Raw genomic sequence first — 25,510 nt, 5'->3', positions numbered from 1 at the left:
TTTTCATAAAAAATGCTTACGTAGGTACTTTTTATTTCAATATTTTTACATCAATGTTTTTTCGTTAACGTTGTTTACAAGTCAACGCGTTTTACAAAAAAACACTTTTTATAAGACAACGCTTTTTATAAGTTAACACAACACTAAGGGACATCACATGGACTTTTCTCATAACGCTAAAACTCAAGATTATATCGCTCGCATTCGTGACTTTTTAGACACCCATGTAGCCCCTATTGAGCAGCAAGTTTATGAAGAATTAGCTGCGTTAAACCCAACCAGCGATTGGACAAAATGGAAAATTCACCCCGCTATCGAGCCGCTAAAGGAAAAAGCTAAAGCTGCCGGCCTCTGGAACCTCTTCTTACCTGACGCTGAACTTGGCCAAGGTTTAACAACGCTTGAGTATGCGCCACTTGCCGAAGAGACCGGTCGCTACATTTTTGCACCAGAAATTTTTAATTGTAACGCGCCTGATACGGGCAATATGGAAGTCTTATATCACTTTGGTAACAAGCAGCAGCAAGAAAAATGGCTAACGCCCTTGCTGATGGGCGAAATACGTTCTGTATTTGGTATGACAGAACCCGATGTTGCGTCTTCAGATGCCACTAATATGGCTGCTACCATTGAGTTAGATGGCGATGAATTAGTCTTAAATGGCAAAAAATGGTGGACTACCGGACTGGGTCACCCAAATGCCAAAGTGTGCATCTTCATGGGCCTCTCAAACCCAGAAAACGATAGGCACAACCAGCACAGCATGGTGATTGCGCCATTAGACACTGACGGTATTGAAATTAAACGCATGCTAAGTGCTTATGGCGATTATGACGCACCTTTTGGTCACGGCGAAATGCAGTTCACTAATGTTAGATTGCCCAAAGAAAATTTATTAGTCGGTATGGGTAAAGGCTTTGCTATCGCTCAAGGTCGCTTGGGCCCGGGTCGCATTCATCATTGCATGCGTGCTATTGGTACTGCAGAAAAAGCACTTGAATTAGCCATTAAACGTGGTTTGTCACGCGTTGCTTTTGGTTCGCCAATTATCAAATTAGGCGGCAATGGCGAACGTATCGCGATGGCCCGAATGAAAATTGAACAAGCGCGTTTACTGACACTACAGGCGGCTTGGAAAATTGACAATTTAGGGGTAAAAAATGCCATGGTCGACATTTCAGCAATCAAGGTTGTGGTGCCGCAAATGATGCAAGAAGTTGTTGATATGGCGGTCCAGATCCATGGTGGTGGCGGTATGTGTGAAGACTTCCCATTGGCACGTTTTGCCGCCGGTGCACGTTCATTACGACTTGCTGATGGGCCCGATGAAGTGCACATGAGCATGGTGACTCGATTAGAGCTGAAGAAATATAAATAATGTCAGATAAACGTATTGATAAGGCTGGCGCTGTTCGTCCTGGCGAAGAGCTGCCAATTGCGTCTTTAGTGGAATGGATAAACTCACATATTCCTGACTTACAGGGCACACCTAAAGTAACTCAGTATTCTGGAGGGGCGTCTAATTGGACCTACTGCCTCGACTTTGAAAACAAGTCGGTTATATTGCGTCGTCCACCCGCTGGCACCAAAGCCAAAGGTGCGCATGATATGGGGCGCGAGTATGGTTTACAAAAAGCCTTACAAATCGTGTATCCAAAAGTACCCGAAATGTTGGGGTATACCGATGACGAGTCAGTTATCGGTGCTGAGTTTTATATTATGCAGAAATTTGAGGGCATTATTCCGCGCCAAAATATGCCTCGGGACTTTACGATTTCAGCTGCAGATGCACGTAAACTTTGTGAGTCGGCACTGGACGGATTGATCGAGCTGCACAATGTCGATTATAAAGCCGCTGACCTTGCGCATATTGCTAAAGGTGAAGGTTATACACAACGACAAATTTCGGGATGGACTGGACGCTACCAAAAAGCAAAAACATGGAATGTACCTGCGGGTAAAAAGGTAACGGACTGGCTTGCCAGCAACATTCCTAGTAAAGAAAAAATTTGCATTACCCACAACGATTATCGCTTTGACAACTTAGTGCTGAATGCTCAAAATCCACAACAAATAATTGGTGTGTTGGACTGGGAACTTGCCACCCTAGGCGACCCCCTCATGGATTTAGGCAACAGCCTAGCCTACTGGGTGCAAGCAGATGACGACTGGTTAGCGAGAAGAACAAGACGTCAACCCACCCATTTACCAGGGATGATGACACGCAAAGAAGTCATTCAATATTACTGCGATAAACAAGGCCTAAAAACAGAAGATTTCGCTTTTTACGAAGTCTATGGTCTATTTCGTTTAGCCGCGATTGTTCAGCAAATCTACTATCGTTACCACCATAAACAAACACGCAATCCTCAATACAAGCATCTTTGGATATATGTACATTACTTGCTGCATCGTTGCAGAAAAATCATTAATAAAAATAAGTAGAGAATTTTATGTCAGCTACCGTTCGACAAAACATTTTGATAACCGGTGCTAGTTCTGGATTAGGGAAAGGCATGGCGATGTTGTATGCAAAAATGGGCCGAAACCTTGCCTTGTGTGCAAGACGCGTAGAGCGATTAGAAGCGCTAAAGGCTGAATTAGAGGAAATTAACCCGGATATTACCGTACTAATTAAGTCACTTGATGTTAACGATCACGACGCTGTGTTTACGGTGTTTAACGAATTCAAACAGGAACTTGGTAGCCTTGACCGAGTTATTGTCAACGCGGGCATGGGCAAAGGTGCATCCATTGGTACTGGTTATTTCAAAGCAAATAAAGAAACCGCTATCACTAATTTTGTATCGGCGATTGCACAATGTGAGGCAGCTGTTGGCATATTTAGGGAACAAAACGCAGGTCATCTTGTTACCATTTCTTCTATCAGTGCTGTACGTGGGTTTCGCCGCGCGCTCAACGTTTATTCCGCGACCAAAGCCGCCATTACCTCGTTATCTGAAGGGATCCGTATTGATTTACTGCGCACACCTATCAAAGTATCGACTATTCACCCGGGCTTCATTCGCAGCGAAATAAATGAAAAAGTAGAAAAAGTCCCTTTTATGGTTGATACCGAGACAGGCTGTAAAGCAATTATAAAAGCGATTGAAAAAGAAGGTGGAAATAGTTATGTTCCGGCATGGCCTTGGGCTATTCTTACCCGGGTTATGCGCATTATGCCGCTGTCATGGTTGGCAAAAATGAGCTAATACTGCATTCCAGAACGGTGGACTTTGGTTTGTGGTTTGTGGTTTGTCGTTTGTGGATTTGTAGTTTGTAGTTTGTAGTTTGTAGTTTTTGGGCTTGTGGACTTGTGGACTAGTGGGCTGTGATTACAAATGACGCGGCTTTGTCATCGTCATGAACAATAGTATCGCATCAATAATAATTAAAAAGGGACTTTAATGTGCAAGATACTATTTTCACGCAAGTTTTATTACCAGCCATACTTGGCGTCATCATGTTTGGTATGGGCTTAGGCTTAGTAAAAGACGATTTTGTGCGTCTTGCAAAAGTGCCTAAAAGCGTTATTGCTGGCTTAACAGGGCAACTTATTTTATTGCCCCTACTTGCATTTGCATTAGTAACGGCGTTCTCAGCGCCAATTGAAATTGCCATTGGCGTGATGATTTTAGCCGCTTGTCCCGGTGGCACTACGTCAAACCTGATCAGTCATATTGCACGCGCAAACTTAGCGTTATCGGTGAGCCTAACCGCAATTACAACGGTAATTTGTGTTATCACAACACCCCTGCTGATTAAATTTTCAATAGACCACTTCACACAAGCAGATGCGACAGACTTTTCACTGATTGGCGTTTCTATAAACTTAATTGTTCTTTTGTTGATCCCCATTTCTATCGGCATGGTGCTAAGACACTTGTATTCAAAAGCAGCCCGACGCGCCGAACCGTTTTTTAGATATTTTTCAACCATATTTATGTTGATGCTCATTGCGGCCATTTCATATCAAGAGAGAGAAATGCTGCAAGCCTCCTTTCCCGATGTCTTTTTCATTACCTTTAGTTTGAATATTTGCGCGACTATTATGGGCGTAATAATAGCCCGAGCGTGTTCTTTGTCGAAAAAAGATGGACTAACGTTGGGCATCGAAATAGGCACACAAAATGCGACAATGGCCATGCTCATCGCCATCACATTTATTGAAAACAGTGCTTATAGTATAGCCGCCGGGATTTATGGCATTACAATGTATGTCGGTGCGTTTTTATTAGTGGCTTACCATAAGTTAACGGTGCCGAAACCGTCAGCTCAAGATTAAGGCAATACTAGCCTGACGTCGCTGCTTGCTTACTTGCTTGCTTGCTTGCTTACTTGCTTGCTTACTTGCTTGCTTACTTACTTGCTTACTTACTTACTTACTTACAGTTTATACACAAAATATCACGTACACTGGGGTGACACTTGGTTGTCGACTTACATCAACGCATCTATATCCTTCAATCAAAAAAACAAGACGGAATGAATCATGACTGGATTGAACTATACGGCATTGCCAAATTTCAGCGCTAACACTCGCGTTTATGAGAATAAGAAAAAGAGCACTAAATTGGCTATCAACTGGCCATTTATTTTTATCTTTTTTATTTTTCTATTCGCTATTTCACCTGCAATTTCTGTTGCTTATGAACCTGCAAGTACCGACGCAATTGCCGCACCCAACAAGACTAATCCCTTGCATCGCTTCGACCCCATAGCCACTAAACAGCTTATTCAAGAAGCCCTTGCTGCATTCTACACGCCGGGCATGTCGGTGGGTGTTATTCATCAAGGTAAGGTGGTTTTCTTGGAAGGAGTTGGGTTACGCAATATTGAGAAAAAAAGTACCGTCAACCCAGACACGTATTTCCGACTAGCCTCCACTAGCAAAGCATTTACGGCCGCTGCTATTGGTATTTTAGTAGACCAAGGCAAGCTTAATTGGAGCGACAAAGTCACTCAGTATTTACCTGACTTTCAAATGCAAGATGCTTGGGTGACACGCGAATTCACTATTAAAGACCTGCTTGTTCATCACAGTGGACTCGCAGGCGGAGCGGGCGACAGCATGATTTGGCCCGAACCATCGGGCTTTTCGCGCGCAGAGGTCATTCATAACCTTCGCTACTTGACCCCACTCACTAGCTTTCGAACTCAGTATGCTTATAGTAATGTACTGTATATAGCCGCGGGCGAGATCGTCGCCAAGGTTTCCGGCATGAGCTATGGTGATTTTATTGAGCAAGGTATTTTTGCCCCGCTTGATATGACTTGCTTTGCTGGCGATGTTCCTAGCGTTCAGTTGAAAAATACGGCAATGAGTTATGCGCATAATGATAACAAAGGAATGTACGCAGTACCTCGAAATAGCATACAACGAGCACAGCAAATGTCGGTTGCCGCAGGCGGTATTGTTTGTAATGCCCAGAGCATGACTAAATGGGTTAAGGCGCTACTCTCGCCCAAAACACTGCCTTTTTCGATGAGTGTATTGAATGCAATGTGGTCACCTCAAACCATACTTAATATATCTGACAGTGAAGAAGAGTGGGACAACACCTTATTTAAAACTTACGGCTTGGGCTGGCGTATTGCCGATATGTTTGGCTATAAACTCATTTCTCATACTGGCACCCTTTCTGGATACCAAGCGTATGTCGCTTTATTACCCGAATTAGAGGTAGGTGTTGTGGTGTTAAATAATGGGTCTAATTATGGTGCGCGTTCTTCGGTTATGCAGCATATTTTAAAATCATTTATACCCAGTGCCAAACTACCCGAGGACTCACCAAGTGATTGGGTTAAGACCTTTGTGGACCTGCAAGCTAAACAAGAAGCTGATTATCTTGCAAACGATGAACCGGTTCGCGAAGCCACAACGCTCATGCAAATTAGCAATAAACAGATCATCGGTACTTATCAAGATAACTGGTTTGGCAGTATGTTAATCAGCGTATTAGAGACGTCTGCAGGTGTGCCTAACGAGGATCATCTGCGTATTCAGTCCCAGCGCATGATCACGCTTAAAGGCAAGGTCATACCTTATGAAGGAAACTTATTTAAAGTTGAGTGGGACAATAGTAACGCCGCTTCTGATGCCTTTTTAATTATTGAAACCAATTTTAAAAATGAAGTAACCGGGCTAAAAATGCACCCCTTCGTGGCAAATGAAAAAAAGCGTCATGCATACAGTGATATGCACTTTGTGAAGCAACCATTATCGAACGAAGACTAAGCGTTAACGTTGCGGTCAGTCTTGTTTGTCTTCTTCAAACAACTGCTGCAATTCTTTTCTACCCAGTTCCGTGCTCTTTATTATTTCAGGTATACCGAGGTTTTCTTTTATTACTCGCTCCAGCATTTTGGTATCGTGTTCCGAGAAAATAGTCGCCATGCCGTCGGCTTGGCCCTGTGTGTAACCGTAAGCTTTGAGCACTTCTTTTGATGCTGACAATGCACTATCAAACAATTCGCGAACAAAGTAACTGACGCCTAACCTTGACAACTCTATCGCATGCATCCGATTGCGCGCGCGGGCAATAATTTTAACTTTTGGAAACTCAAGTTGAACCAGTTTAACCACTTCGGTTATTTCTTCACCATTATCGATAGCAACTAATAATACTCTGGCGTTTTCAATGCCGGCTCTTTTTAATAACTCCAAGCGTGTCGCATCACCAAAGTATACTTTATTACCAAATTGACGCACAAACTCAATATGCTCAGCATCTTTATCCATTGCTGTAAATGGAATGCTGTTTGCGGCTAGAATACGACCCGTAATTTGTCCAAAACGACCAAAGCCAGCGATGATTACCCTTGACTCAGATGCATCCGCAATAGAATCATAAACAGCCGGACAGTTTTTAGTATTAAAGAATAGGCTGTACACAATCACCGCAGGTGACGTTAATGCCATAGACAAACCCACGATCAAATTAACCTGGCCAGCAATAGCAGCGTCTAACACCGTATTCGATAATGCCAAGGTCATCACAACAAAAGCGAATTCACCACCTTGTGAAAGCATGATTGCAACGCGTATTGAATCGCTTGACGATTGTTTGGATGCGCGCAAAATGGAAAAAATAATAGCTCCTTTCACAATTACCAGCAGAATACTCATACTGACCATAAAAACGGGGTCATTGAAAAGTAACTGCAAGTCGAGATTCATGCCAATAGCAATGAAGAACAAGCCTAACAACAAACCCTTAAAAGGCTCTATTTCAGTTTCTAACTGATGTTTAAAGCTGCTGTCAGCCAGTAATATACCCGCGATAAATGCGCCCATGCCCATCGACAGGCCCACTTTATCCATTGCCAACCCAGTCACAAGCACAATGAATAAAGCCGCAGCCGTCATTACTTCTGAGCTACCATAGCGTGCTACCACTCTTAACAGTGGATTGACCAAAAAGCGACCCACCAGCAAGACACTAACAACGGCGCCTAAACTGATATACCAAGCCGGACCGGATTCAGTTTGCAAAGGAGCCAACGCAGTCACTAAGAGCAAAATGGGGATCACGGCAACATCTTGCATTAATAAAATCGAAAAGCCGCGCTGTCCTGGCGGCGTTTGCAAAATACGTTGTTCATTCATTAACTGAATTGCGAAAGCGGTAGAAGACAATGCTAAGGCTAGTCCAATCACTAAACTGGCGGTAAAACTAAGACCCAACACAAAATGACTAAACAAGCCGATTGCCGCTGCTGATGCTAATAGCTGTGAACCACCACTAAAAATAATTTGATTGCGCATGCGCCAAAGAGTGGCCGGTTCGAGCTCTAAACCAATGACAAACAACAGCAGCACAACGCCTAATTCAGCGAAGTGCAAAATAGTGTAAGGGTCGCTAACGAGGTTAAACACAGAGGGACCAATGACAACGCCAGCAATCAGATAACCAAGAATGGCACCCAGTTTTAATTTTTTAAATAGGGGAACAGCAACTAAAGTAGCGCCTAAAAATATGGCGACAGAGGTCAATAAACTCATTAATGGTCCTTGGTGAAAAAATGAAAGCTCTTTATTTTAAATCGAAAACTAGCGCATATTCATACTACTATAGTCAACATTCGCTGCATATAATACTGTTGTTGAACACCTTAAGCTCAGTCATCCAAAAATTGAACAAATAGCACAACGAAAAAAACGCAAATTACCGTTAATAACAGCGCAAAGCGTTTTTATAAGTGTTCACTTGTAGTGATGTTGGTTTAAATTTGGCGTTAACATAAAGCTAAACGGCAATATTTAGGCTACTGCAAAGATTAATTTAGTCGATATCGCCTTGCTTAACCACTCTGTGAGGTCAATATTGTGCGTACTAATAGTGTCAATAACATCGTTCACAGAGGCTTGCGCGCTTATTTTTTGTATCACGTCTGCTTGCGCATCCGTTACATATTCAAATTGCGCTTTGTACTCTGCACGCCACAATACAAGAGAGCGTGCAGTGCCCATATTAATTGCATTATTTATTGATGTTGTGATCTTCTCTAATAATGCTTTGCGGACTAATATGCCCTCTTCAGATTGCAGATAGGGATCGTGTATCAGTTGATACAAATCGACTACGGGAAACCAAAAATTAAGTAACTGCAAGCCAGGTGCAGCGATGAAACACAATAAATCAGTATCACCGGTTTCTAAAGATGCAAATGTGCTTGGCGCGAATTCTTTATCAGCTTGGCGCTGCACACCATGAATTGCCCAATCTAATTCGGCGACTTCACTCAAAAACGGATATATTTCAAGCGCTTCTTGGCCTTCAATAAAAGTTGGCAACGTAATGCCATATTCAGCCCAGTCGAAACTCGCCTTTACTTCATGGCTTAACAATTTGCGCGATAACATTCTAAAGCTATCCTCGCCTATTAAGCCCTCAACTGTTGGAAATGTAATTGAAAGTGCCCGAATGCCATTTTCAATAAAGTTATTGGTGTATACATTAAGACCGGTCTGGATGTTAACTTGGATGCTAGCATCTAATTGAATTCGCACCGCGGTTTCAGTCAGTTCCTTTTGCAAAGGCTGTGGCTGTATATTAAAAATCTTAGCGAGCAATTGACCCTGATAATCCTGATTAGCATTCATCTGATCACCTTGGTCATTGTCTAGTTGCTTGCCTTGAGCATTTCCTGGCTTCTCTCCTAACTGGGCGCCTTTATAAGCATTTAATTGATTACTCTGCTTATCATCACCTGCATGGATGGCTGCTTTATCACTTTTATTCATGAATGCGATGCCAAGAAAGAATCATCTGCAGTCGCGGCGACTGCTTCAGCTATCGACCGGGCTTTGTTAGCTTCATTTACCAATACTGACCATTCTGGCATTTTGGTATCCCATTCTACTAAGGTGGGTGTGCCAGGAAATTGCTGCAGCGCATATTTATATAGTTGCCAACATTGTTCGGATACGGGTGCACCATGGTCATCAATGATGAAATTAGTTTGCTTTATATCCTCATCTGAAGCGGGTATTTGCTCGGTGTAACCGGCCAAATGTATTTCACCGACCATATGCGCAGGTAATGCCTGCAAACGTTGCTGAATAATGGCTAAAGGATTAGGTGTTTTTCGATTCAGTTCGTTAATAATAAGGTTATTTAAATCAAGTAATATGCCGCATCCTGCGGTTTCACACATGCTGACCAAAAATTCAAACTCGGTCATGTCATCTTTAGTATGCACCACCAATTCACTCGGCGTAATGTAGGCCGACAAGTTTTCAATTAAAAGTGGGCGTTGAATACTGTCTTGAACTTGCTGAATATGCGTAACAATAGTGCGCAATGATTGCGTATTATAAGGAATGGGAAGTAAGTCACCACTATGTAATATGTTGCCGTTAACTTGCGCGCGATTAAAGCAAAGGTGCTCGGAAACTAATAGCGGTTGAATCGTTTTTACCAACTTAGTAAATTGCTGCAAGATACCAGTTGGCACCGGCAGTGTAGAACCCAGCCCTAAAGACGTGCCGTGTAAACTCAGTGGATAAGCTTGTGCAATGTCGTGAAGTAGAGATTGAGTGATACCGCCTGCAGCAAAGAAATTTTCTGCGTGCACTTCCACAAAATCTATATTGTGCTTTGTGCCATTCTCATTTATCGAGTTTATTGCCTCGTCAGCTAAGGCCTTTTTAGATAAAGCGTCGGCGTAATGAGAATGACGAAGCCCAACGCCAATAAGGCTGTTGGGCTTTGTATTTGACTTACTATTCATTCATACCTGCCATTTGTAACACCTAGGATCTAACCAACATCAGCTGATGCCCAGTTAAATAGCGAGTCATGAGTAAAATACATAGGCGAAAAGAGTCGTATTTATCTAGTAACCGTTTTTCTTGGCTTTCATTGCTGTCATCATTTCTTTGGCTTTGCTTTTATCAAAACCGCCAAGCTCGGTGCAAGTGCCGCCGGGTACTAAACGCCATTCACCAACATCGTTATCGATTGTTGCTTGACCTGCACAGCTATGTGTACCGGCTAAGTTTGCACAGTCATTTTGACCCGCCGCAGAGATACCGTAGCACTTCTCTTTTTTTGCTTTATCTGACGCTTCTGCAGTATCAATAACGCCTGTTGTCATAATAGTGGCTAGTGCTGCTGCAATTGCTAAATTAGTTTTCATGGGTAGATCCTTATTTTATTAAATTAATGTTCAAATTAGTTGTAGTAATAGTAATAGTAATAGCGTCCAAACTCGCCTGCGTTGACAGGATGATTATATAAACCGTGAAACAGGCCATAAAATTTCATTCGTTTATAACATTTACTTCATTATGTTGCGTACCGCAGCCATAACATTGAATTAATACCTACTAAAAATTTATAGTTCTGTGATCGGTTTGTCAACAATTTGCGTCCATATTGTGCTGCGTATTTGTTGGGGTCACCTTTAAATAACGATTGATGAGGCGCAGAGCTAAAATAATAAGTCGCGGCCAAATGTTCAGCTGTAAATTGAGAACTGCCTAGAACAGGTTTTGCTTGGGTAAAATAAGCAACGGCATCATAGACCTTTATGGCGAGGCTACTTTCGTCGACATTAACCGCGTTAATTGACGACTCGACCTGACTCGGAATTAAACCACAAGATGACACAGTGAATGCAATGACTAATGCCGCTGCAGTTAATAATTTTGAACCTGAAAGTTTGAAATACATGGCTTGTTACTTATGTATATTTTTATTTTTTAAACAATGCGTTGTAACCAGCGCCAGCTAAATGTCAGATCCAGAAAGTTTAACTATATTCAGTTTATGAGTGTGCTTTATCGGCGCTCATCTAATCTTGGCTCACAAGTTAGGAAACTCGATTATAAGACCTACGCAAGTTTGAAATTCTTTCAAGTACGGTGTAAAAAAATATAATAAAGAACATGCCTTATTTAGTAATATCCTCAGGTTACTGCTTGTTTGCGATTAAATTCAGGCAGCTTGTATTGCTCACTTTCAATAATCGCTTTTAACTTTTCTACGCTATCAAATAATTGCTCAAAGCTTAAAAAGCTTGGCGAGAAACCAAAGCGCAGAATATCGGGTGCTCTAAAATCAGCGATAACACCATGAGATATTAATGCCTGACACAAAGCATAAGCCTGAGGATGCCTATAGGCGAGTTGCGATCCTCTGTTGTCAGACGTAATAGGTGAAGCCATAACGAGGTCTGATAAGGTTTGTGACTGTTCAATTAAGCATTGATAAAAATGCGTCATTGCGACCGATTTTTCTCGAATTTGTGACATAGTGACATGCTCAAAAAGATCGAGAGCAGCGCTCAGTACTGCCATAGCAATAACACTGGGCGTGCCACTTAAAAACTTTTTAATACCGACATCGGGCACATAATTAGGATCGAATGTGAATGGCTTTGCATGCCCCATCCACCCGGTTAAAGGCTGTTTTAAATTCGGAATATGCCGTTTGGCAGCATAAATAAATGCGGGAGCACCGGGCCCACCGTTGAGATATTTATAGCCACATCCAAGCGCAAAATCAACCTTACAATTATCCAGTTCGACGGGCACCACACCAGCGCTATGAGCTAAATCCCAAATCACCAATACACCCTGTTCATGGGCCAACTGGGTTAGCTTTTGCATGTCGTGAATTTTACCCGAACGAAAATTAACATGCGTCAGCATGAGTACTGATATTTCATGTCCCCGTGCTTGCAACATCGCCTCTAGTTCGTCAGCATCGCAAGTAAGCAAGGCGCATTGTTGCGAACCCAACATTTGCTGTAGACCTTCAACCATATACAAATCGGTAGGGAAATTGTCTTGTTGAGAAAGCACAATAGTGCGTTCCGGAGTAGACAGTTGAAATGCGCTAGCTAAGAGCTTAAATAAATTAACCGAAATTGAATCGCAGCAGATAACTTGACCTTTTTCTGCGCCAATTAAGGGTGCGATCTTTTCCCCTACTGTGGTGGGTAAATCAATCCATGCATGCTTATTCCAACTGGTAATTAAGTCTTGGCCCCATTGGTTTTCAACCACGTCAATTGCCGCTTTTTTCGCATTAATTGGCAAAGGCCCAAGTGAATTTCCATCTAAATAGATAGTCTTAGCGGGTATTTCAAAGTGTGCTATTAGGTGGGCAATCGGGTCGTGCTTATCTAGCTCAATGGCATGTGATCTGAATAGCTCATTAGAATTTGAAGACACCGCACTTGAAGACACCGCACTTGAAGATACCTCTTTTGAAGACACTGCATCTGTAAACACTGCGCCCGGAAATAAATAGTTTGGTGTTTGAGCATCCGTTGCCTGTTGATCCATTGCAGCTTGCCTGCGTTGCGATTGAGTTGTCGATGAAGACATTTTATTTACCACTTTTATTCACCACTTTTATTCACCACTTTTATTCACCACTTTTATTAACCACTTCTATTAACCACTTCTATTAACCATTTCTATTTGTTGAGTTGCGTGTGTATCGCCCCCTTTTTTTATTTGTCGCGTTAACCCTTAATTTTACAGCTAGCTATTTAAACGCACCGCAGCACAGATGGATCCAATCAAAGAAGCAAAGCGCCGCCTAGTTGCATGTTTTTCGCATTGTGCTCTGGCGTTATAAGTGTCGTTATTAGCATACTGTAAGATTTACCTGCACAGTGTAGTGTCTGATCGTCGATTGACCAATTGCCTAGTTTTAGACGCATTATTATCATTGGCTACATTTTTAGTATTATCACAAATTCGTTGTGCACGGTCGCGAAGCTAGGCACTAGGCAATCAACTTACTTGTATATTCCTTTCGCCATGCATAAAATCCAATAATCGCCATAATTAAGAAGCATCCATACAAGATTGCCGTTGGATATAGACCTTTTTGAAAGTATATGCCGATGGCAACAACATCAACCACGATCCAAAATAACCAATTGACGATGTAGCGACGTGTCATTAATACAAAGGCGACCAAACTGGCGCAAGTGGTGAATGCGTCGGCGTAAGCGAAACTAGCATCGGTATATTTATGCATTAGGGTTCCTAGGACGGCTGCACTTAATAATGCAACTGATGCATAGAGGCTTAATTTTTTGTAATCCATACTTAATACTGTCACGGTCGTTGCCGTTGCTAGGTTTTTTGACCAATGCCACCAACCATATATCTGCAGTGCCATATAAACGACATGCAAACCGGCATCAGAATACAGTTTTGCTTGGTAAAATACCCACACATAAAGTGTCACTTGCACAAAACCAAAGGCAAAATTCCAGATGTTGCCTTTGACCAACAAAAAGATACAAATAAACCCACAAATTGCAGCGCTAATTTCCACCGAATTTGAACCCAAAAAACCATTTATAAAATCAGATAGTGTCACTACAGGATCACTCAATTATGACATGTTGAAAGAAGCTAGCAGCCCAAGGCTCAAAGTAACACTAAAGCCATTTTACGTCGCTCAGTATATAATACTCAGAACCATCTCAACTTTGATGACTGAATTCAATAGCTGATGTAAAACAAAAAGCGGATTGCCCTGACGCCTATTTCGACAGCATAAAATAAACGAATTTAACTATTAAGTTGCGAGTGAACTCGGCATAATGTGCGTAATGGACGCAGTAGTACACGGAGGAATACTTATTATTAGCTCAAGCAAGTACGTTATCGAGCAGAAAAAGAGGCTTATTGCCCTTAGCATTATTTTGCTAGTGGGCTTTCACGCCGCTAGTTATGCGCATTATGCGCAAAAAGAAAAAGTCATCAAGGTTTTTCACTCCCTCGAGGAAACGGCGTCTGTGAAAGCGTCAGCTGGCAAAAAATCAATATTGCCGGTGCTTCCTAGAGTAGAAATCGGTCCTTGTACATTCATGCAAAAATTTGATAAATACCATGCTGACTGCGGCACGTTGTTTGTCAAAGAAGATCCTACCGAGTCCCACACAGCAAAAAATAACGCGCGCGTTGTTTCTATTCCCATTATAATTTTTCAGCCTGCAGGTGAAGTCACAGGCGACCCCGTTGTCATTACCGGTGGCGGCGGCCCTGGTAGTTCAATATATATCATGGATGAGTTTGATGGCGACCCCTCTTTGTATTATTCAGGCATTGAATTAAGCACACTACAAAATGGCCTTCCTTTGATCCTGATGGAAATGCGAGGCTCAGGTTTATCTCTGGCCAACCTCGACTGTCCAGCCATAACCGAGTTAGAAATTGAACTATTAACCACGTATCCATACAAATTTGACAACAAACAGTTTGTTAAAACGAACCTTAACTGTGCCAATCGAAAACGCGCGTTAGGTGTCGATGCTAATTTTTATAATACCGATTACGCAATCAACGATATTGATGCCCTGCGAGAATTACTTGGTTTTCAAAAATGGCATTTACTCGGGATTTCCCACGGAACGCGCATATCGTTACGTTACGCTCAGCAGTATCCTCAGCACACCGCCTCGCTAATACTCGACAGTATTTATCCCTTTGAAGTTGATTCATACGTAGATATGCCTGAGCTCAGTGCAAGAATTTTTACCCAGCCGTTTACCTTATGTGATGCTGACCCAAGATGTCGGCTTGAAAACGGACAAACATCAGAGACATTGTTTGCGTCTTTCATGTCAGAAATTAAGCTAAACCCGCCCACACTAGAGGTTGAGTATGATGATGAAAACTGGACCGTTGGCCAAAAAACACTAAAGATATCACCCGAGTTAGTGGCTTATACTCTATATAATAATAGCTATGACGGCGAGGCTATTCTGGCGTTCCCACAGATTATAAAAGATGCCCTCAATAAAGATTATGCCAAACTAAGTCGCTTGATAAGCGAGATTATCGACTTGCAAAATTACACGTGGTTTTCAGAAGGCGCTTATTCAAGTTACGCTTGTTATGAAGAAATCCCTTTCTCAAACACAGAACTGGCTATCAAAAATGCAAAAAAGTATAAATCGCCCTACTGGGACGACCTACCCGCTATTAATCTTGACCTGCAATTGTGTAAAATTTGGAATATAAAGCCGGCGCTCAATAACATCAAAAGCTTTGACCATAATCAATTGACGTTGCCTGTATTGATACTTGCTGGCGACCTCGACACATTTACACCGACGAAATGGGCCATCGATTTCCATGCCAAGTTACCCATGCGAAACAAAACTCAACACTTGCGAGTTTGGCCTTTAAAAGCCCATAATATAGTACACGGCGATAAATGTGTTGAAGCCGTGATAACATCTTTTTTAAACGATCCTGAGCAAACTATTGATAATGATTGTACATTGCAAAACGTGAGTGATATAAAAACTGATGCTTTATAATCCATTTAATTTAGATACAAGCGCTTCTTCAATAACACTCAATTTAGTATTAGTCTATAAAGGGACATTAAATGGCATATGATTTTGGCTCACAAACCTTAGGAATTAAAAATCCATTCAAAAAAGAAGGTTTATTCAAAGCTGTAGCGGGTGTGCTTGTTGCATTACTTGGTATATTCACATTAATTCAAGTCGCTAGCGAGTTAAAGGCAGACAAAGTCGTCGGATGGGCTTATGTGATCATTGGCTTTTACCTACTAATAAGTGGTGTCAGGCACACCAGTGTTGGCTTTATACAGCTTTTTCGCTACTTCGTAGGCCGTTCAGTACCCACTTCATTAGCTGAAAACAAATCACCTTCCGAGCAGGAATCTGCTAAGTACGAACGCAATGCATTACAGTACGACGCAAAAACACTTTACTCCATGATGATGGGTCGCAAGAACACAACCTTCACTGAACCCGTGGGTTTCCTAGGCCGATTTGTGCATAGTATTTTTCCAAAACTTACCTTTTTACCGCACCCGCTGCGGATGATGGCGCAAGAAATTGCAGGTATGGTAATAAATTATTTAACCGGCATTGTGTCATTTTTAATTGTCTTCTTTATCGTCACCGCAGGCTTAGCCGGCGAAACCGCTGCGCTTTTTGCAATGCCAATAGTGGGCACGTTGTTGTTACTCTACTTAGTGATATCTTGGTCGTCGGCAGCGAGAGCCATTCAAAGAACCAGCCAAACTGTATTAAAAAGCAGCGGTGGCGCTTCCTTTGGCGTTATTATTGCGGCATCTATTATGATACCCATTGTTGCAGGCGTGTACCTAGATGAATGGTTAATTGTGTCCGATAACACTCAACAAATTTTTACTGAAGCCTCGGGTATTTTTAACGCATGGGCTAACTTAGGCTTGTTAACTATTGCCACCTTAGTTGTTCTTGCTGCGGTTTTGCCTTTATTGTTTGCTCGTATGGCCAATGCTTCACCGCAAACAGAGGTCAGCGAATATCGTGAGAACATGCAAGAGTCAGTGCATCCAAACGAAGTTTTTATTAATATTGAAAACATCGTTTTGGCTAACCGTCGATATAAGGAAATGCCAAACCGAATTTATCGCGAATTTGACCCCAAATTAATCGAGCAATCGGATGGCAAGGGCAGCTTTAACGGCCAACTATTAATTGAAACCCAACCCGCTCTGGCAGAAGAAGAAAATAATTCAAAGCAAGATAACAAGAAAACGATATTATCAACCATAGGTCAAATTGCTTTTGTGATTAGTGCTATTGCATTTTATTATCTTGGTCAAAATATTATTTCAGCAATAGGGGCATTTGACAGCTGGAAGTTAGCCACAACAAATAGTAATTTAACTTTCTTTTTGCAAGCATTAAGTTCAGCACTGTTTACCCTGTTTGCTTGGTTAACCTTTAAAAGTGCAGCCAAAATACTCGACGCTGCTTCGCATTTATTTTGGGGCGAGATGCACTTCACCTCACTATTAATGCACTTAAACACTGAAGGGACTTATACTGAGTCTAAATTATCAACGGGCATGTCTATACACGACAGTACGCGCTCAGAAAACACGGTAGTGCGTTCTAGTATTACCCCTTGGATAATTACAACGCGCATCAAAACCTCAATATTTGCTACCAGTGGTATGAAGAACCTAGAGCAACCGCGCTACATTATGTCGATGGCAAAAAATGATCAAGAACTCGACAGCATTGTTGACGAAATTAAGAGTTTCTTGAAGGAAAGAGAAGCCATTGCTGCCATTACCAATGAGCGAGATTTATCCAATGCTAGCCAGATCCATCAAATAAATCAGCAGTCCAGAGCGTTCGAGCCAAATGTAAATGTGGACGCTAAACTAAGCTTCGACGAAGATGAACAGGCAGCAGGATATTTGCGAAATGAAGCAGCGCAAGAATCAGTAGAAAAAGACGCGAATAAATAAATATTTATTCCTATAGGCTAGCAATTAACCCACTTATTCAATATATTTATGTTGTAAAACAGTCACTTTATAAGGGTATAAATGAAAAATCATTTTTCCAAAACCAAGCTTTCTTTAATCGTTGCTTTGGGGATCGTGCTTACGTCTGGATGCACATCTTCTACAAAGCAAACGCTTAATTCAAACCAAAGTAACCAAGCATCCATTAGCCCGACTATTGAGACAGCGCCAGCAATGGGCTTAAAACGCAAAGTGGCTATTGCTCGATTTACCGATGAAACAAAAAACAGCAATAGCATCTTTGTAGATAAAAGCTTCGATAATATTGGTAAGCAGGCAGCAGATATACTGAGTGCTCGACTAACTAATTCGGGGCAATTCATCATGCTTGAAAGGGACGACCTGGACAAAGTTAGAAATGAACAAGCGCTTGAAGGTGTTACGTCAGCAGTCGTTGGCGCAGATTATCTTATTATCGGTTCAATTAGTGAATTTGGTCGCAAAACGACCAGTGAAACAGGCATATTTAGTCGCAATAAAATTCAACAAGCGATGGCGACCGTTAACGTGAGACTAATTGACACGACGACCGGGCAGATCGTTTTTTCTGAAGAAGGCAGTGGCGAAGCGCGCGCTGAAGCAAATACAACCTTCGGTGTTGGTGAGCGAGCAGCGTTTGATTCCACGTTAAACGACAAAGCTATTTCTGCCGCGATTTCAAAAGTGGTCAGCGACTTGATGGAAAACTTGCTAGACATGCCTTGGAAAGCCTATTTGATTGCCAAGCAAGACGACCAATACATAATGACCGGAGGTGCTTCACAAGGCATCTCTGTAGGTGATGAATTTACTATTTTGCAAAAAGGTAAAAAAATCAAAAATCCACAAACTGGTTTCATGATTGAATTGGCCGGTAAGCCCATTGCAACAGCTACTGTCGTGCTGTTAAGTGGTGCTGCCAAAAATGAAATATCTATTGTTTCGCTGGACACCCAGTTGCCAGCACAAACAGATTTAGCTCAGTTAGTCGTGATGGAAAAGGAGTAAAATATGAGTAAATCAAATTCGTTAAAAGGGATTGTTTTTGTATTATTTAGTTTTTTAATGCTTGGGTGTACGTCGTCATATGAGTCAGTGACTCAAGTCGATGACACCAAGGCGTTCATATTACTAACGGGTAACTTCGAAAATGCGTCACTGCAAATCAACACAAATTCGCCGATCACGTTAACAGACAGCATTGAGACTTTTATGCTAGATGGTAAAAAAGTAGCGAAGTTTGAAGTAACCGCCGGCACAAATACCGTAAAGGTTTTTAAAAATGGGGCATTAGTAGTAAACCGTAAACTATATGTAACCAACGGAAATTCATTTGAGGTAAATGTTCAGTGAAAATTAAAGGACTAATAATCATTGGCGCTGTGCTTTTATTGTCGGCATGCAACAGCACACAAGGCGGTTTGTATTGGGGTAGTTACTCTGACACTTTGCACAACTATAAACAAGAACCCGGTGACACAACGCGTCAACGGCACGTTAAAACACTCAATGACATTATCAAGACCAGCGACAAGAGAGGGACCCGAGTTCCTCCTGGCGTATTGATCGAATTAGCCGTCATGGAAATTGAAAGCGGCAGCTCTGAAAATGCAGATGCATTGTTAAATAGAGAGATGTCACTTTACCCTGAATCAAGGACGCTTGTGCTTGAATTGAAAAAAAGAAATGGGGCTTAAGGGATGCGAAATATACTAAACAGAGTAAAACGGATTTCTTGGCTAGCTGTGATGGCTATTGGTCTAAGTGGTTGCGCTACGTCAATTATTTCTAAAGAAGACGCATTTCCAAAAATGTACCAAGCGAAGCCTGTTGCTATATTAGTGGTACCCGCGATTAACAATACAACGGCGGCTGAAGCGCCTGAGTATTACTCGACAACGATTGCCGAGCCGTTAACTCGCATGGGCTATTACGTGTTGCCTATCGAGGTGACCAATAGACTGCTGCAAGAGCAAGGCATTGTAGATGGTGCACAGCTAGCCAACGTTGATGCTGGCTTGTTTAAAACAATGTATGGGGCTGATGCCGTTTTGTTTGTAAACATTAATCAGTGGGACACGTCTTATTTCGTGCTCGGAGGTGACGTTACAGTCGGGATTGCCTATGAATTAGTTTCAACGACTAACCAAGACGTCCTTTGGCAATATGCTGATACCATTGTTGTTAACACCGGCGGCGGTAATTCAGGCGGTGGCCTAATTGGTGCTCTTATTTCTACAGCAATCAATACCGCCTTAACTGACTATATACCGTTAGCAAAACAAGTTAACTACAGGGCACTTTCTACCCTGCCTTTTGGAGGATATCATCCAAAAGCAGGGACCGACCAAAAAGTAAGGGCCTTTAATAAATAAAATGTGCTGACTGCTATTAAGTGAGCGCATTAGCAATAGTAATTGAGGAATAGTTAAAACACGATCTAACTTTTTACCAATGCATTGACTGCGTTTAATGCATTGACTGAAAACCCATCTGCATAAAAATACACGACTTTGCCATCAGCATCCAATAGCATAACGCGTGCATTGTTGGGCCGTTGATTACCCGTAAAACGTTGTATTTTGTCACCATCAGCATAAACTGTCACTACGCCTTTCCAGAGTGCTTTAGGAATACCTTTACGCATGCCTCCATCAATAAATGTTTTAAACATTCTGGGAAACATGCCTTTAATCGTTGGTATTTCATAAACCGCCACTCGCGTTTCAGTCATGTCCAAACCAATTAACCAACGGTCAATGTCAAACTGAGAATCCTGCACGTAACCAAATAATAACAGAGTTTGCTGACCTGCAAAATCCTTTGGTATGACAACAACATCGCCGGCTAAACTTTCACCGGAAGCTTCAATCATGGTGTCACCGAGTTTCACTTGGCTTGGATAATCGTAACTAGCGCAGCCTCCCAAAAATAAAGAAATAACAAACAGACTGAATAAACGTTTTATCGATAACATGACTTTTCCTAATATTAGTGCTGAGCTAGTGCTGAATTACTGGTCAATTAGTAGTGAGTAAGTAACTAACTCAGTAAGTAAGTAAGTAAGTAAGTAAGTAAGTAAGTAAGTAAGTAAGTAAGTAAGCGAGTGAGTAACTAACGACAGAGACCCTTTAATGAGCATTACTATAGTGGTACGTACTACCAAATAAAAGTTTATTTGTGTAAGCATTTCAATTTAAACAGCTTTTGACTGCCGTATTGGCGCTGGTTTTTATTTTGCGGTGACGGTATTTGAGAAGGTACTAGACTGCATACAAGGCACTGGGTATTTAAGCAGAGTGTCAAATACCCATTCGACGTAATCTGGATATTAATCAAAAGTTCTCTGGTATACTGTCCGGCGCTATTGAGTGCATACCCTATTTAGTGCATACCCTATTTAGTACATACCCTATTTAGTGCATACCCTATTTAGCATAAAATAACGAATGTGCCAGTTGTACATTCAGTAGTAATTTACAATAATACAGAGAAAGATATGTCAACGACGCCGACGATCCAGCCCGCCGCCAGAAAATCAGAAACGCCAAGAATGAAGGCCGAAAGGGGATTATTTTCTTTTCCAAAATATTCGAAATCTGGCGGCAGCTCAGCACCATTTTTGCCTATGTCGCGCAAAGAAATGAACCAGTTGGGTTGGGATAGCTGCGATATCATCATTGTGACCGGTGACGCTTATGTCGATCACCCAAGCTTTGGTATGGCTGTTATTGGTCGCACACTTGAAGCGCAAGGCTATCGCGTTGGTATTATCTCACAGCCTGATTGGCATTCAAAAGACGACTTTATGCAGTTGGGCGAACCTAATTTATTCTTTGGCGTGACGTCTGGCAATATGGATTCGATGATCAATCGATACACCGCAGAGCGAAAACTTCGCCATGACGATGCATACACAGCTGGAAATATAGGCGGAAAACGTCCTGATCGCGCGGTTACTGTGTATACCCAGCGCTGTAAAGAAGCCTACAAAAAACCCGTTATCATTGGTGGTATTGAAGCCAGCTTACGTCGCATAGCGCACTATGATTATTGGTCGGACAAAGTAAAACGCTCTGTTTTATTTGACTCAAAAGCCGACATGCTTATGTTTGGTAATGCCGAACGGCCGCTATTAGAAATGGCGTCTCGCTTCGCAGCAGGGGAAACGATTGAGCAAATGCAAGATATTCGAGGCACCGCGGTTATACGCAAAGAGCCGCTTCCTGGTTGGCAAGGTGTTAACTCAACTCACGTCGATAGCATAGGTAAAATTGAACCTATCATCAGTCCGTATGAAATGATCGAGGACAAATGCGCTATTCAGAGTGAAGAGGAAAAACAAGCCGCGATTGACGCTGAAAAAGCAAAACCGATTGTAATACAACCCTTCACCTCTAAAACGACGCGCCGCAAACCGTGGGAGAAAACCTATGTGTTATTGCCCCCATACGATGTGGTGCGAGCTGAAAAAACTCATTACGCGCATACGTCAAGAATATTGCATCAAGAAACCAACCCGGGTTGTGCTCGCGCATTAGCGCAGCGTCACGGCGATCGTATTATTTGGATAAATCCGCCTGCATTCCCTCTCGAAACAGAAGAAATGGATGCGGTTTTCGATTTACCCTATGCGCGTGTGCCACATCCAAGTTATGGCAAAACAAAAATTCCTGCGTACGACATGATTAAAACCTCGGTAAACATCATGCGTGGTTGTTTTGGTGGTTGTACATTCTGCTCTATTACTGAGCATGAAGGACGTGTTATTCAGAGTCGTTCTGAAGGTTCTATCATTCGTGAAATTGAGCAAATACGCGATAAAGTACCGGGTTTTACTGGCGTTATTTCAGACCTCGGAGGCCCAACAGCGAACATGTATAAGCTGCGTTGCAAAAGCCCTAAAGCTGAGCAAACGTGCCGTCGATTATCTTGTGTATGGCCAGAAATTTGTGGGCACTTGGACACAGATCAAACCCCAACTGTTGAATTGTACAAAAAAGCGCGCAACGTCCAGGGTGTGAAAAAAGTCCTTATTGCCTCTGGCGTGCGTTATGACCTTGCTATTGAAGACCCCAATTATGTTAGAGAATTAGTCACGCATCACGTCGGCGGCTATTTAAAAATTGCGCCTGAGCACACAGAAAAAGCACCTTTAGACAAAATGATGAAGCCTGGCATGGGCACGTATGACCGTTTCAAAGAAATGTTCGACAAATACACCAAAGAAGCCGGTAAAGAACAATTTCTGATCCCGTATTTTATCTCTGCTCATCCGGGGACAAATGACGAGGATATGCTCAATCTTGCTCTGTGGTTAAAGGAGCGTGACTTCAAGCTAGACCAAGTTCAGAATTTCTATCCATCGCCTATGGCAAATGCCACGACGATGTATCATACAAATAAAAATCCGATCCACAAAGTGGATCATAAAAGTGAGATTGTGGAAGTTCCTAAAGGTGAAATTCATCGTCGATTACACCGCTCATTTTTGCGCTATCACGATCCTGCCAATTGGCCATTGTTGCGTAAAACACTGATTGAAATGGGTAAGGCACATCTTATTGGCAACGGTCCTAAGTGTTTAGTTCCTTATGAGAGCAGAAACGAGCTTAAAGGTAATGAGCAAAAAGAATTTGCTAAACGCTCAGCTAACAAAGCTTATGCTAAAGGTAAAAACTCGAAAACACCTAAACACCAACAAGGTTTAACGCGCTTTAGTGATAACCAGCCACATAATATACAAGGTGGGCAAACTGGTAATACAGAGCTGACTCAAACAGATACAAAGCCGCGCAAGGCGAAGTATAAAAAACGCTAGTGGATGCGCCGCCGGGAAATCGGCGCGCGCAAACACCCAACGATAATATAAAATATATTAATTTGGATAAACAAAATTGCAAAAAATTATTGGCTATACCCTCGCTACTTTATTGATGGCCTTAAGTACTTGTGCCTTCGCGTCTAACACATCAGGAGTGCATGGCCCAGGAGTTAAGGAAGATGATCGAAGCATGCAACTTCGGCTGGCATTGTCACCAAGTGATGATGGTGACCAAGTAGATAATTGGGCTTACCGACTGCATTACCAACATTCTTTTAATGACCGAGTTAGAGGCAGAATTGTAATGCAATATAGAGACCGAGACACATTTGAATACGAATATGTTCGCGCTGAAATGCTGTATAACTTTAAGAAAAAAGAAACCGACGGTATGTGGTCCAGTGGTATTCGTTTCGATGTTCGCCAGCGCCGCAGCGATAATCCTGAAGAATTCGCAATGCACTGGACAAATCAATGGGACCTCAAAAATGGCATAAGAGTTAGAGGCATTGTAGTTGGCTCATGGGAATTCGGCGGTGATAACGCAGGTAGTGGTACTGAAATTCAAACACGCTCAAGTGTCAGCAAAAAATTAGATAACGGACTCACCGTAGGCGTGGAAATGTTTAACGACCTAGGTCGTATCGGTAGTTTTGGTTCTTTTAATAGCCAAAGTCATCAAATTGGGCCAATGGCAGGTGGCACCATCGGTGGCCTCAAGTATGAAGTAAGGTATCTTGCTGGTGTATCCAATGGCAGCAGAGATCACAACTTTGGCTTTCGCATCAACAAATCGTTTTAAGCATGCTCATTTGGCTTTTTGTGAGACAACCCTTGCGTCACGTGCTCACGAAAAGCCATTGCTGCATTTGAAACATGTTTTCCTTTAGGTAAAACCCAGTACCAACTATTCGGTATTGGAAAGCCGTGTACTGGCAACTCTATCAAATTACCAGGGGCCATATGATTTAGTGCATGCTGACTAATAATGGCGATACCCAAGCCCGCCATAACGGACTCTTTTATCGCTTCGTTACTAGCGATCGTTATAGGATTTTGCATTTTTATCCTATTTTCTTTAAAAAAGGCTTCAATTGCATACCTCGTCCCAGACCCATTTTCACGCATCAGCAAACGCTCTCCATACAACTCCTCCCATAAAATGCTTTTTTTATCTTTTAGCGGATGACCTTGCTTGGCTATCACTACCAGCGGATTCTTAGTTAGGAAATCAGTCGTAATATCAAGTTCTCTTGGCGGGTTACTAAATACGTACAAGTCGTCCAAGTTCTGTTTCAAACGTTGAATAATTTCTGCACGGTTGCCTATTTGAAATTCGGGTTCAATATTAGGATATGCTTGGCAAAATTCGCCAAGTAAGCTCGGAATGAGATATTTAGCGGTGGTCACAACGCTAATCTTTAATCGCCCCACGGACAGTCCAGATCTCGCAGCCAAGCGCATTTCTAGGTTATCCATAACATCAAACATAGCGCGTGTGGCGTCAAGAACCTCCTGCCCTGTATCGGTTAAATAGAGTTTTTTGGAGACCAATTCGAACAGTTGACAGTCTAAAGCCTGAGCTAACTTTGCAATTTGTGTGGATACTGTCGGCTGAGCAAGATGCAGCGCTTTAGCTGCCAAAGTAACGCTAGTGTATTGAGCCACTGTCATAAAAATTTCAAGCTGGCGAAACGTAGTTTGCCTTGTATGTAGGCGACGTGTCCAAGTCATATATCTATAATCATCTATACATAAATACGATTTAATCTATTATTACAGATGTAATATATCATTACAATCCTACATTACTTAACAAAACATTTAATTTTTAGCTTTCGCTGCTTTTCTTTCAAGTGCTTTTCTTTTAAGTGCTTTTCTT

General features: G+C 42.0%; 22 protein-coding genes. 13 read left to right on the top strand and 9 right to left on the bottom strand.

Annotation, left to right across the window (positions count from 1 at the left end):
* Positions 1–157: 157 nt before the first annotated feature.
* The 5 genes from G399_RS0112835 (at position 158) to G399_RS0112815 (ending at position 6,238) form a co-directional block, all read left to right on the top strand.
* Positions 158–1,378, top strand: a complete 1,221-nt coding sequence (locus G399_RS0112835) for an acyl-CoA dehydrogenase family protein (RefSeq protein WP_006013052.1) — start codon at positions 158–160, stop codon at positions 1,376–1,378.
* The gene (locus G399_RS0112830; RefSeq protein ID WP_006013050.1) at positions 1,378–2,445 is read left to right on the top strand and encodes a phosphotransferase family protein; all 1,068 of its coding nucleotides are present in this window, start codon (positions 1,378–1,380) and stop codon (positions 2,443–2,445) included. Before G399_RS0112835 ends, G399_RS0112830 begins: the two co-directional genes overlap by 1 nt.
* Before the next feature lie 8 nt (positions 2,446–2,453).
* A complete protein-coding gene (locus G399_RS0112825; protein ID WP_034897044.1) occupies positions 2,454–3,212 on the top strand; it encodes an SDR family oxidoreductase in 759 nt (252 codons plus the stop codon).
* A 197-nt stretch (positions 3,213–3,409) separates the two neighbouring features.
* Positions 3,410–4,285 carry a bile acid:sodium symporter family protein gene (locus tag G399_RS0112820; protein WP_006013046.1) on the top strand — a complete coding sequence of 292 codons (876 nt, stop codon included), beginning with the start codon at positions 3,410–3,412 and terminating at the stop codon, positions 4,283–4,285.
* A 207-nt stretch (positions 4,286–4,492) separates the two neighbouring features.
* Positions 4,493–6,238, top strand: a complete 1,746-nt coding sequence (locus tag G399_RS0112815; protein WP_006013044.1) for a serine hydrolase — start codon at positions 4,493–4,495, stop codon at positions 6,236–6,238.
* 15 nt (positions 6,239–6,253) lie between these two features.
* Here G399_RS0112815 and G399_RS0112810 read toward each other — a convergent pair whose 3' ends face one another.
* The 7 genes from G399_RS0112810 to pnuC form a co-directional block, all read right to left on the bottom strand.
* Entirely contained in the window at positions 6,254–8,005 is a 1,752-nt protein-coding gene (locus G399_RS0112810; protein ID WP_006013042.1) for a monovalent cation:proton antiporter-2 (CPA2) family protein, read from the bottom strand.
* Positions 8,006–8,263: 258 nt separating this feature from the next.
* A complete protein-coding gene (locus G399_RS0112805; RefSeq protein ID WP_006013041.1) occupies positions 8,264–9,247 on the bottom strand; it encodes an HvfC/BufC family peptide modification chaperone in 984 nt (327 codons plus the stop codon).
* Positions 9,244–10,236 carry an MbnB/TglH/ChrH family RiPP precursor modification enzyme gene (locus G399_RS0112800; RefSeq protein ID WP_006013039.1) on the bottom strand — a complete coding sequence of 331 codons (993 nt, stop codon included), beginning with the start codon at positions 10,234–10,236 and terminating at the stop codon, positions 9,244–9,246. Before G399_RS0112800 ends, G399_RS0112805 begins: the two co-directional genes overlap by 4 nt.
* Before the next feature lie 105 nt (positions 10,237–10,341).
* Positions 10,342–10,644, bottom strand: a complete 303-nt coding sequence (locus G399_RS0112795; protein ID WP_006013037.1) for a BufA1 family periplasmic bufferin-type metallophore — start codon at positions 10,642–10,644, stop codon at positions 10,342–10,344.
* Positions 10,645–10,793: 149 nt separating this feature from the next.
* Positions 10,794–11,180, bottom strand: a complete 387-nt coding sequence (locus tag G399_RS20675; RefSeq protein WP_006013035.1) for an eL24 family ribosomal protein — start codon at positions 11,178–11,180, stop codon at positions 10,794–10,796.
* Positions 11,181–11,416: 236 nt separating this feature from the next.
* Positions 11,417–12,841, bottom strand: a complete 1,425-nt coding sequence (gene kynU, locus G399_RS0112785) for a kynureninase (protein ID WP_081585825.1) — start codon at positions 12,839–12,841, stop codon at positions 11,417–11,419.
* A gap of 406 nt (positions 12,842–13,247) precedes the next feature.
* Positions 13,248–13,853, bottom strand: a complete 606-nt coding sequence (gene pnuC, locus G399_RS0112780; protein ID WP_006013022.1) for a nicotinamide riboside transporter PnuC — start codon at positions 13,851–13,853, stop codon at positions 13,248–13,250.
* Positions 13,854–14,088: 235 nt separating this feature from the next.
* Here pnuC and G399_RS0112775 point away from each other — a divergent pair, with 235 nt between their 5' ends.
* The 6 genes from G399_RS0112775 (at position 14,089) to G399_RS0112750 (ending at position 20,179) form a co-directional block, all read left to right on the top strand.
* Positions 14,089–15,804 carry an alpha/beta fold hydrolase gene (locus G399_RS0112775; RefSeq protein WP_006013019.1) on the top strand — a complete coding sequence of 572 codons (1,716 nt, stop codon included), beginning with the start codon at positions 14,089–14,091 and terminating at the stop codon, positions 15,802–15,804.
* Positions 15,805–15,875: 71 nt separating this feature from the next.
* The gene (locus G399_RS0112770) at positions 15,876–17,765 is read left to right on the top strand and encodes a hypothetical protein (RefSeq protein ID WP_006013016.1); all 1,890 of its coding nucleotides are present in this window, start codon (positions 15,876–15,878) and stop codon (positions 17,763–17,765) included.
* A gap of 81 nt (positions 17,766–17,846) precedes the next feature.
* A complete protein-coding gene (locus tag G399_RS0112765) occupies positions 17,847–18,812 on the top strand; it encodes a CsgG/HfaB family protein (RefSeq protein WP_006013013.1) in 966 nt (321 codons plus the stop codon).
* A 3-nt stretch (positions 18,813–18,815) separates the two neighbouring features.
* Entirely contained in the window at positions 18,816–19,157 is a 342-nt protein-coding gene (locus tag G399_RS0112760; RefSeq protein WP_006013010.1) for a hypothetical protein, read from the top strand.
* Complete coding sequence (locus tag G399_RS0112755; RefSeq protein WP_006013007.1) at positions 19,154–19,501, top strand: DUF4810 domain-containing protein; 348 nt, start codon at positions 19,154–19,156, stop codon at positions 19,499–19,501. The genes G399_RS0112760 and G399_RS0112755 overlap by 4 nt, the downstream gene beginning before the upstream one ends.
* Positions 19,502–19,504: 3 nt before the next feature.
* Entirely contained in the window at positions 19,505–20,179 is a 675-nt protein-coding gene (locus G399_RS0112750) for a GNA1162 family protein (protein WP_226988997.1), read from the top strand.
* A gap of 65 nt (positions 20,180–20,244) precedes the next feature.
* On the opposite strand, the gene G399_RS0112745 is transcribed toward G399_RS0112750, so the two are convergent.
* Positions 20,245–20,781, bottom strand: a complete 537-nt coding sequence (locus G399_RS0112745; RefSeq protein ID WP_006013001.1) for a hypothetical protein — start codon at positions 20,779–20,781, stop codon at positions 20,245–20,247.
* Positions 20,782–21,303: 522 nt separating this feature from the next.
* On the opposite strand from G399_RS0112745, the gene G399_RS0112740 reads away from it, so the two are divergent.
* Positions 21,304–23,625 carry a YgiQ family radical SAM protein gene (locus tag G399_RS0112740; RefSeq protein WP_006012999.1) on the top strand — a complete coding sequence of 774 codons (2,322 nt, stop codon included), beginning with the start codon at positions 21,304–21,306 and terminating at the stop codon, positions 23,623–23,625.
* 76 nt (positions 23,626–23,701) lie between these two features.
* Positions 23,702–24,430, top strand: a complete 729-nt coding sequence (locus G399_RS0112735) for a hypothetical protein (RefSeq protein ID WP_034897038.1) — start codon at positions 23,702–23,704, stop codon at positions 24,428–24,430.
* On the opposite strand, the gene G399_RS0112730 is transcribed toward G399_RS0112735, so the two are convergent.
* Positions 24,427–25,362 (bottom strand): LysR family transcriptional regulator, encoded by a 936-nt coding sequence (locus tag G399_RS0112730; protein ID WP_006012994.1) that lies wholly within the window; start codon positions 25,360–25,362, stop codon positions 24,427–24,429. The two genes, G399_RS0112735 and G399_RS0112730, sit on opposite strands and share 4 nt — an antisense overlap.
* Between the last annotated feature and the right edge of the window lie 148 nt (positions 25,363–25,510).

This window comes from Brumicola pallidula DSM 14239 = ACAM 615, from assembly GCF_000428905.1.
Taxonomy (GTDB): Bacteria; Pseudomonadota; Gammaproteobacteria; order Enterobacterales; family Alteromonadaceae; genus Glaciecola; species Glaciecola pallidula.
This window is presented reverse-complemented; position numbering and strand designations above follow the sequence as displayed.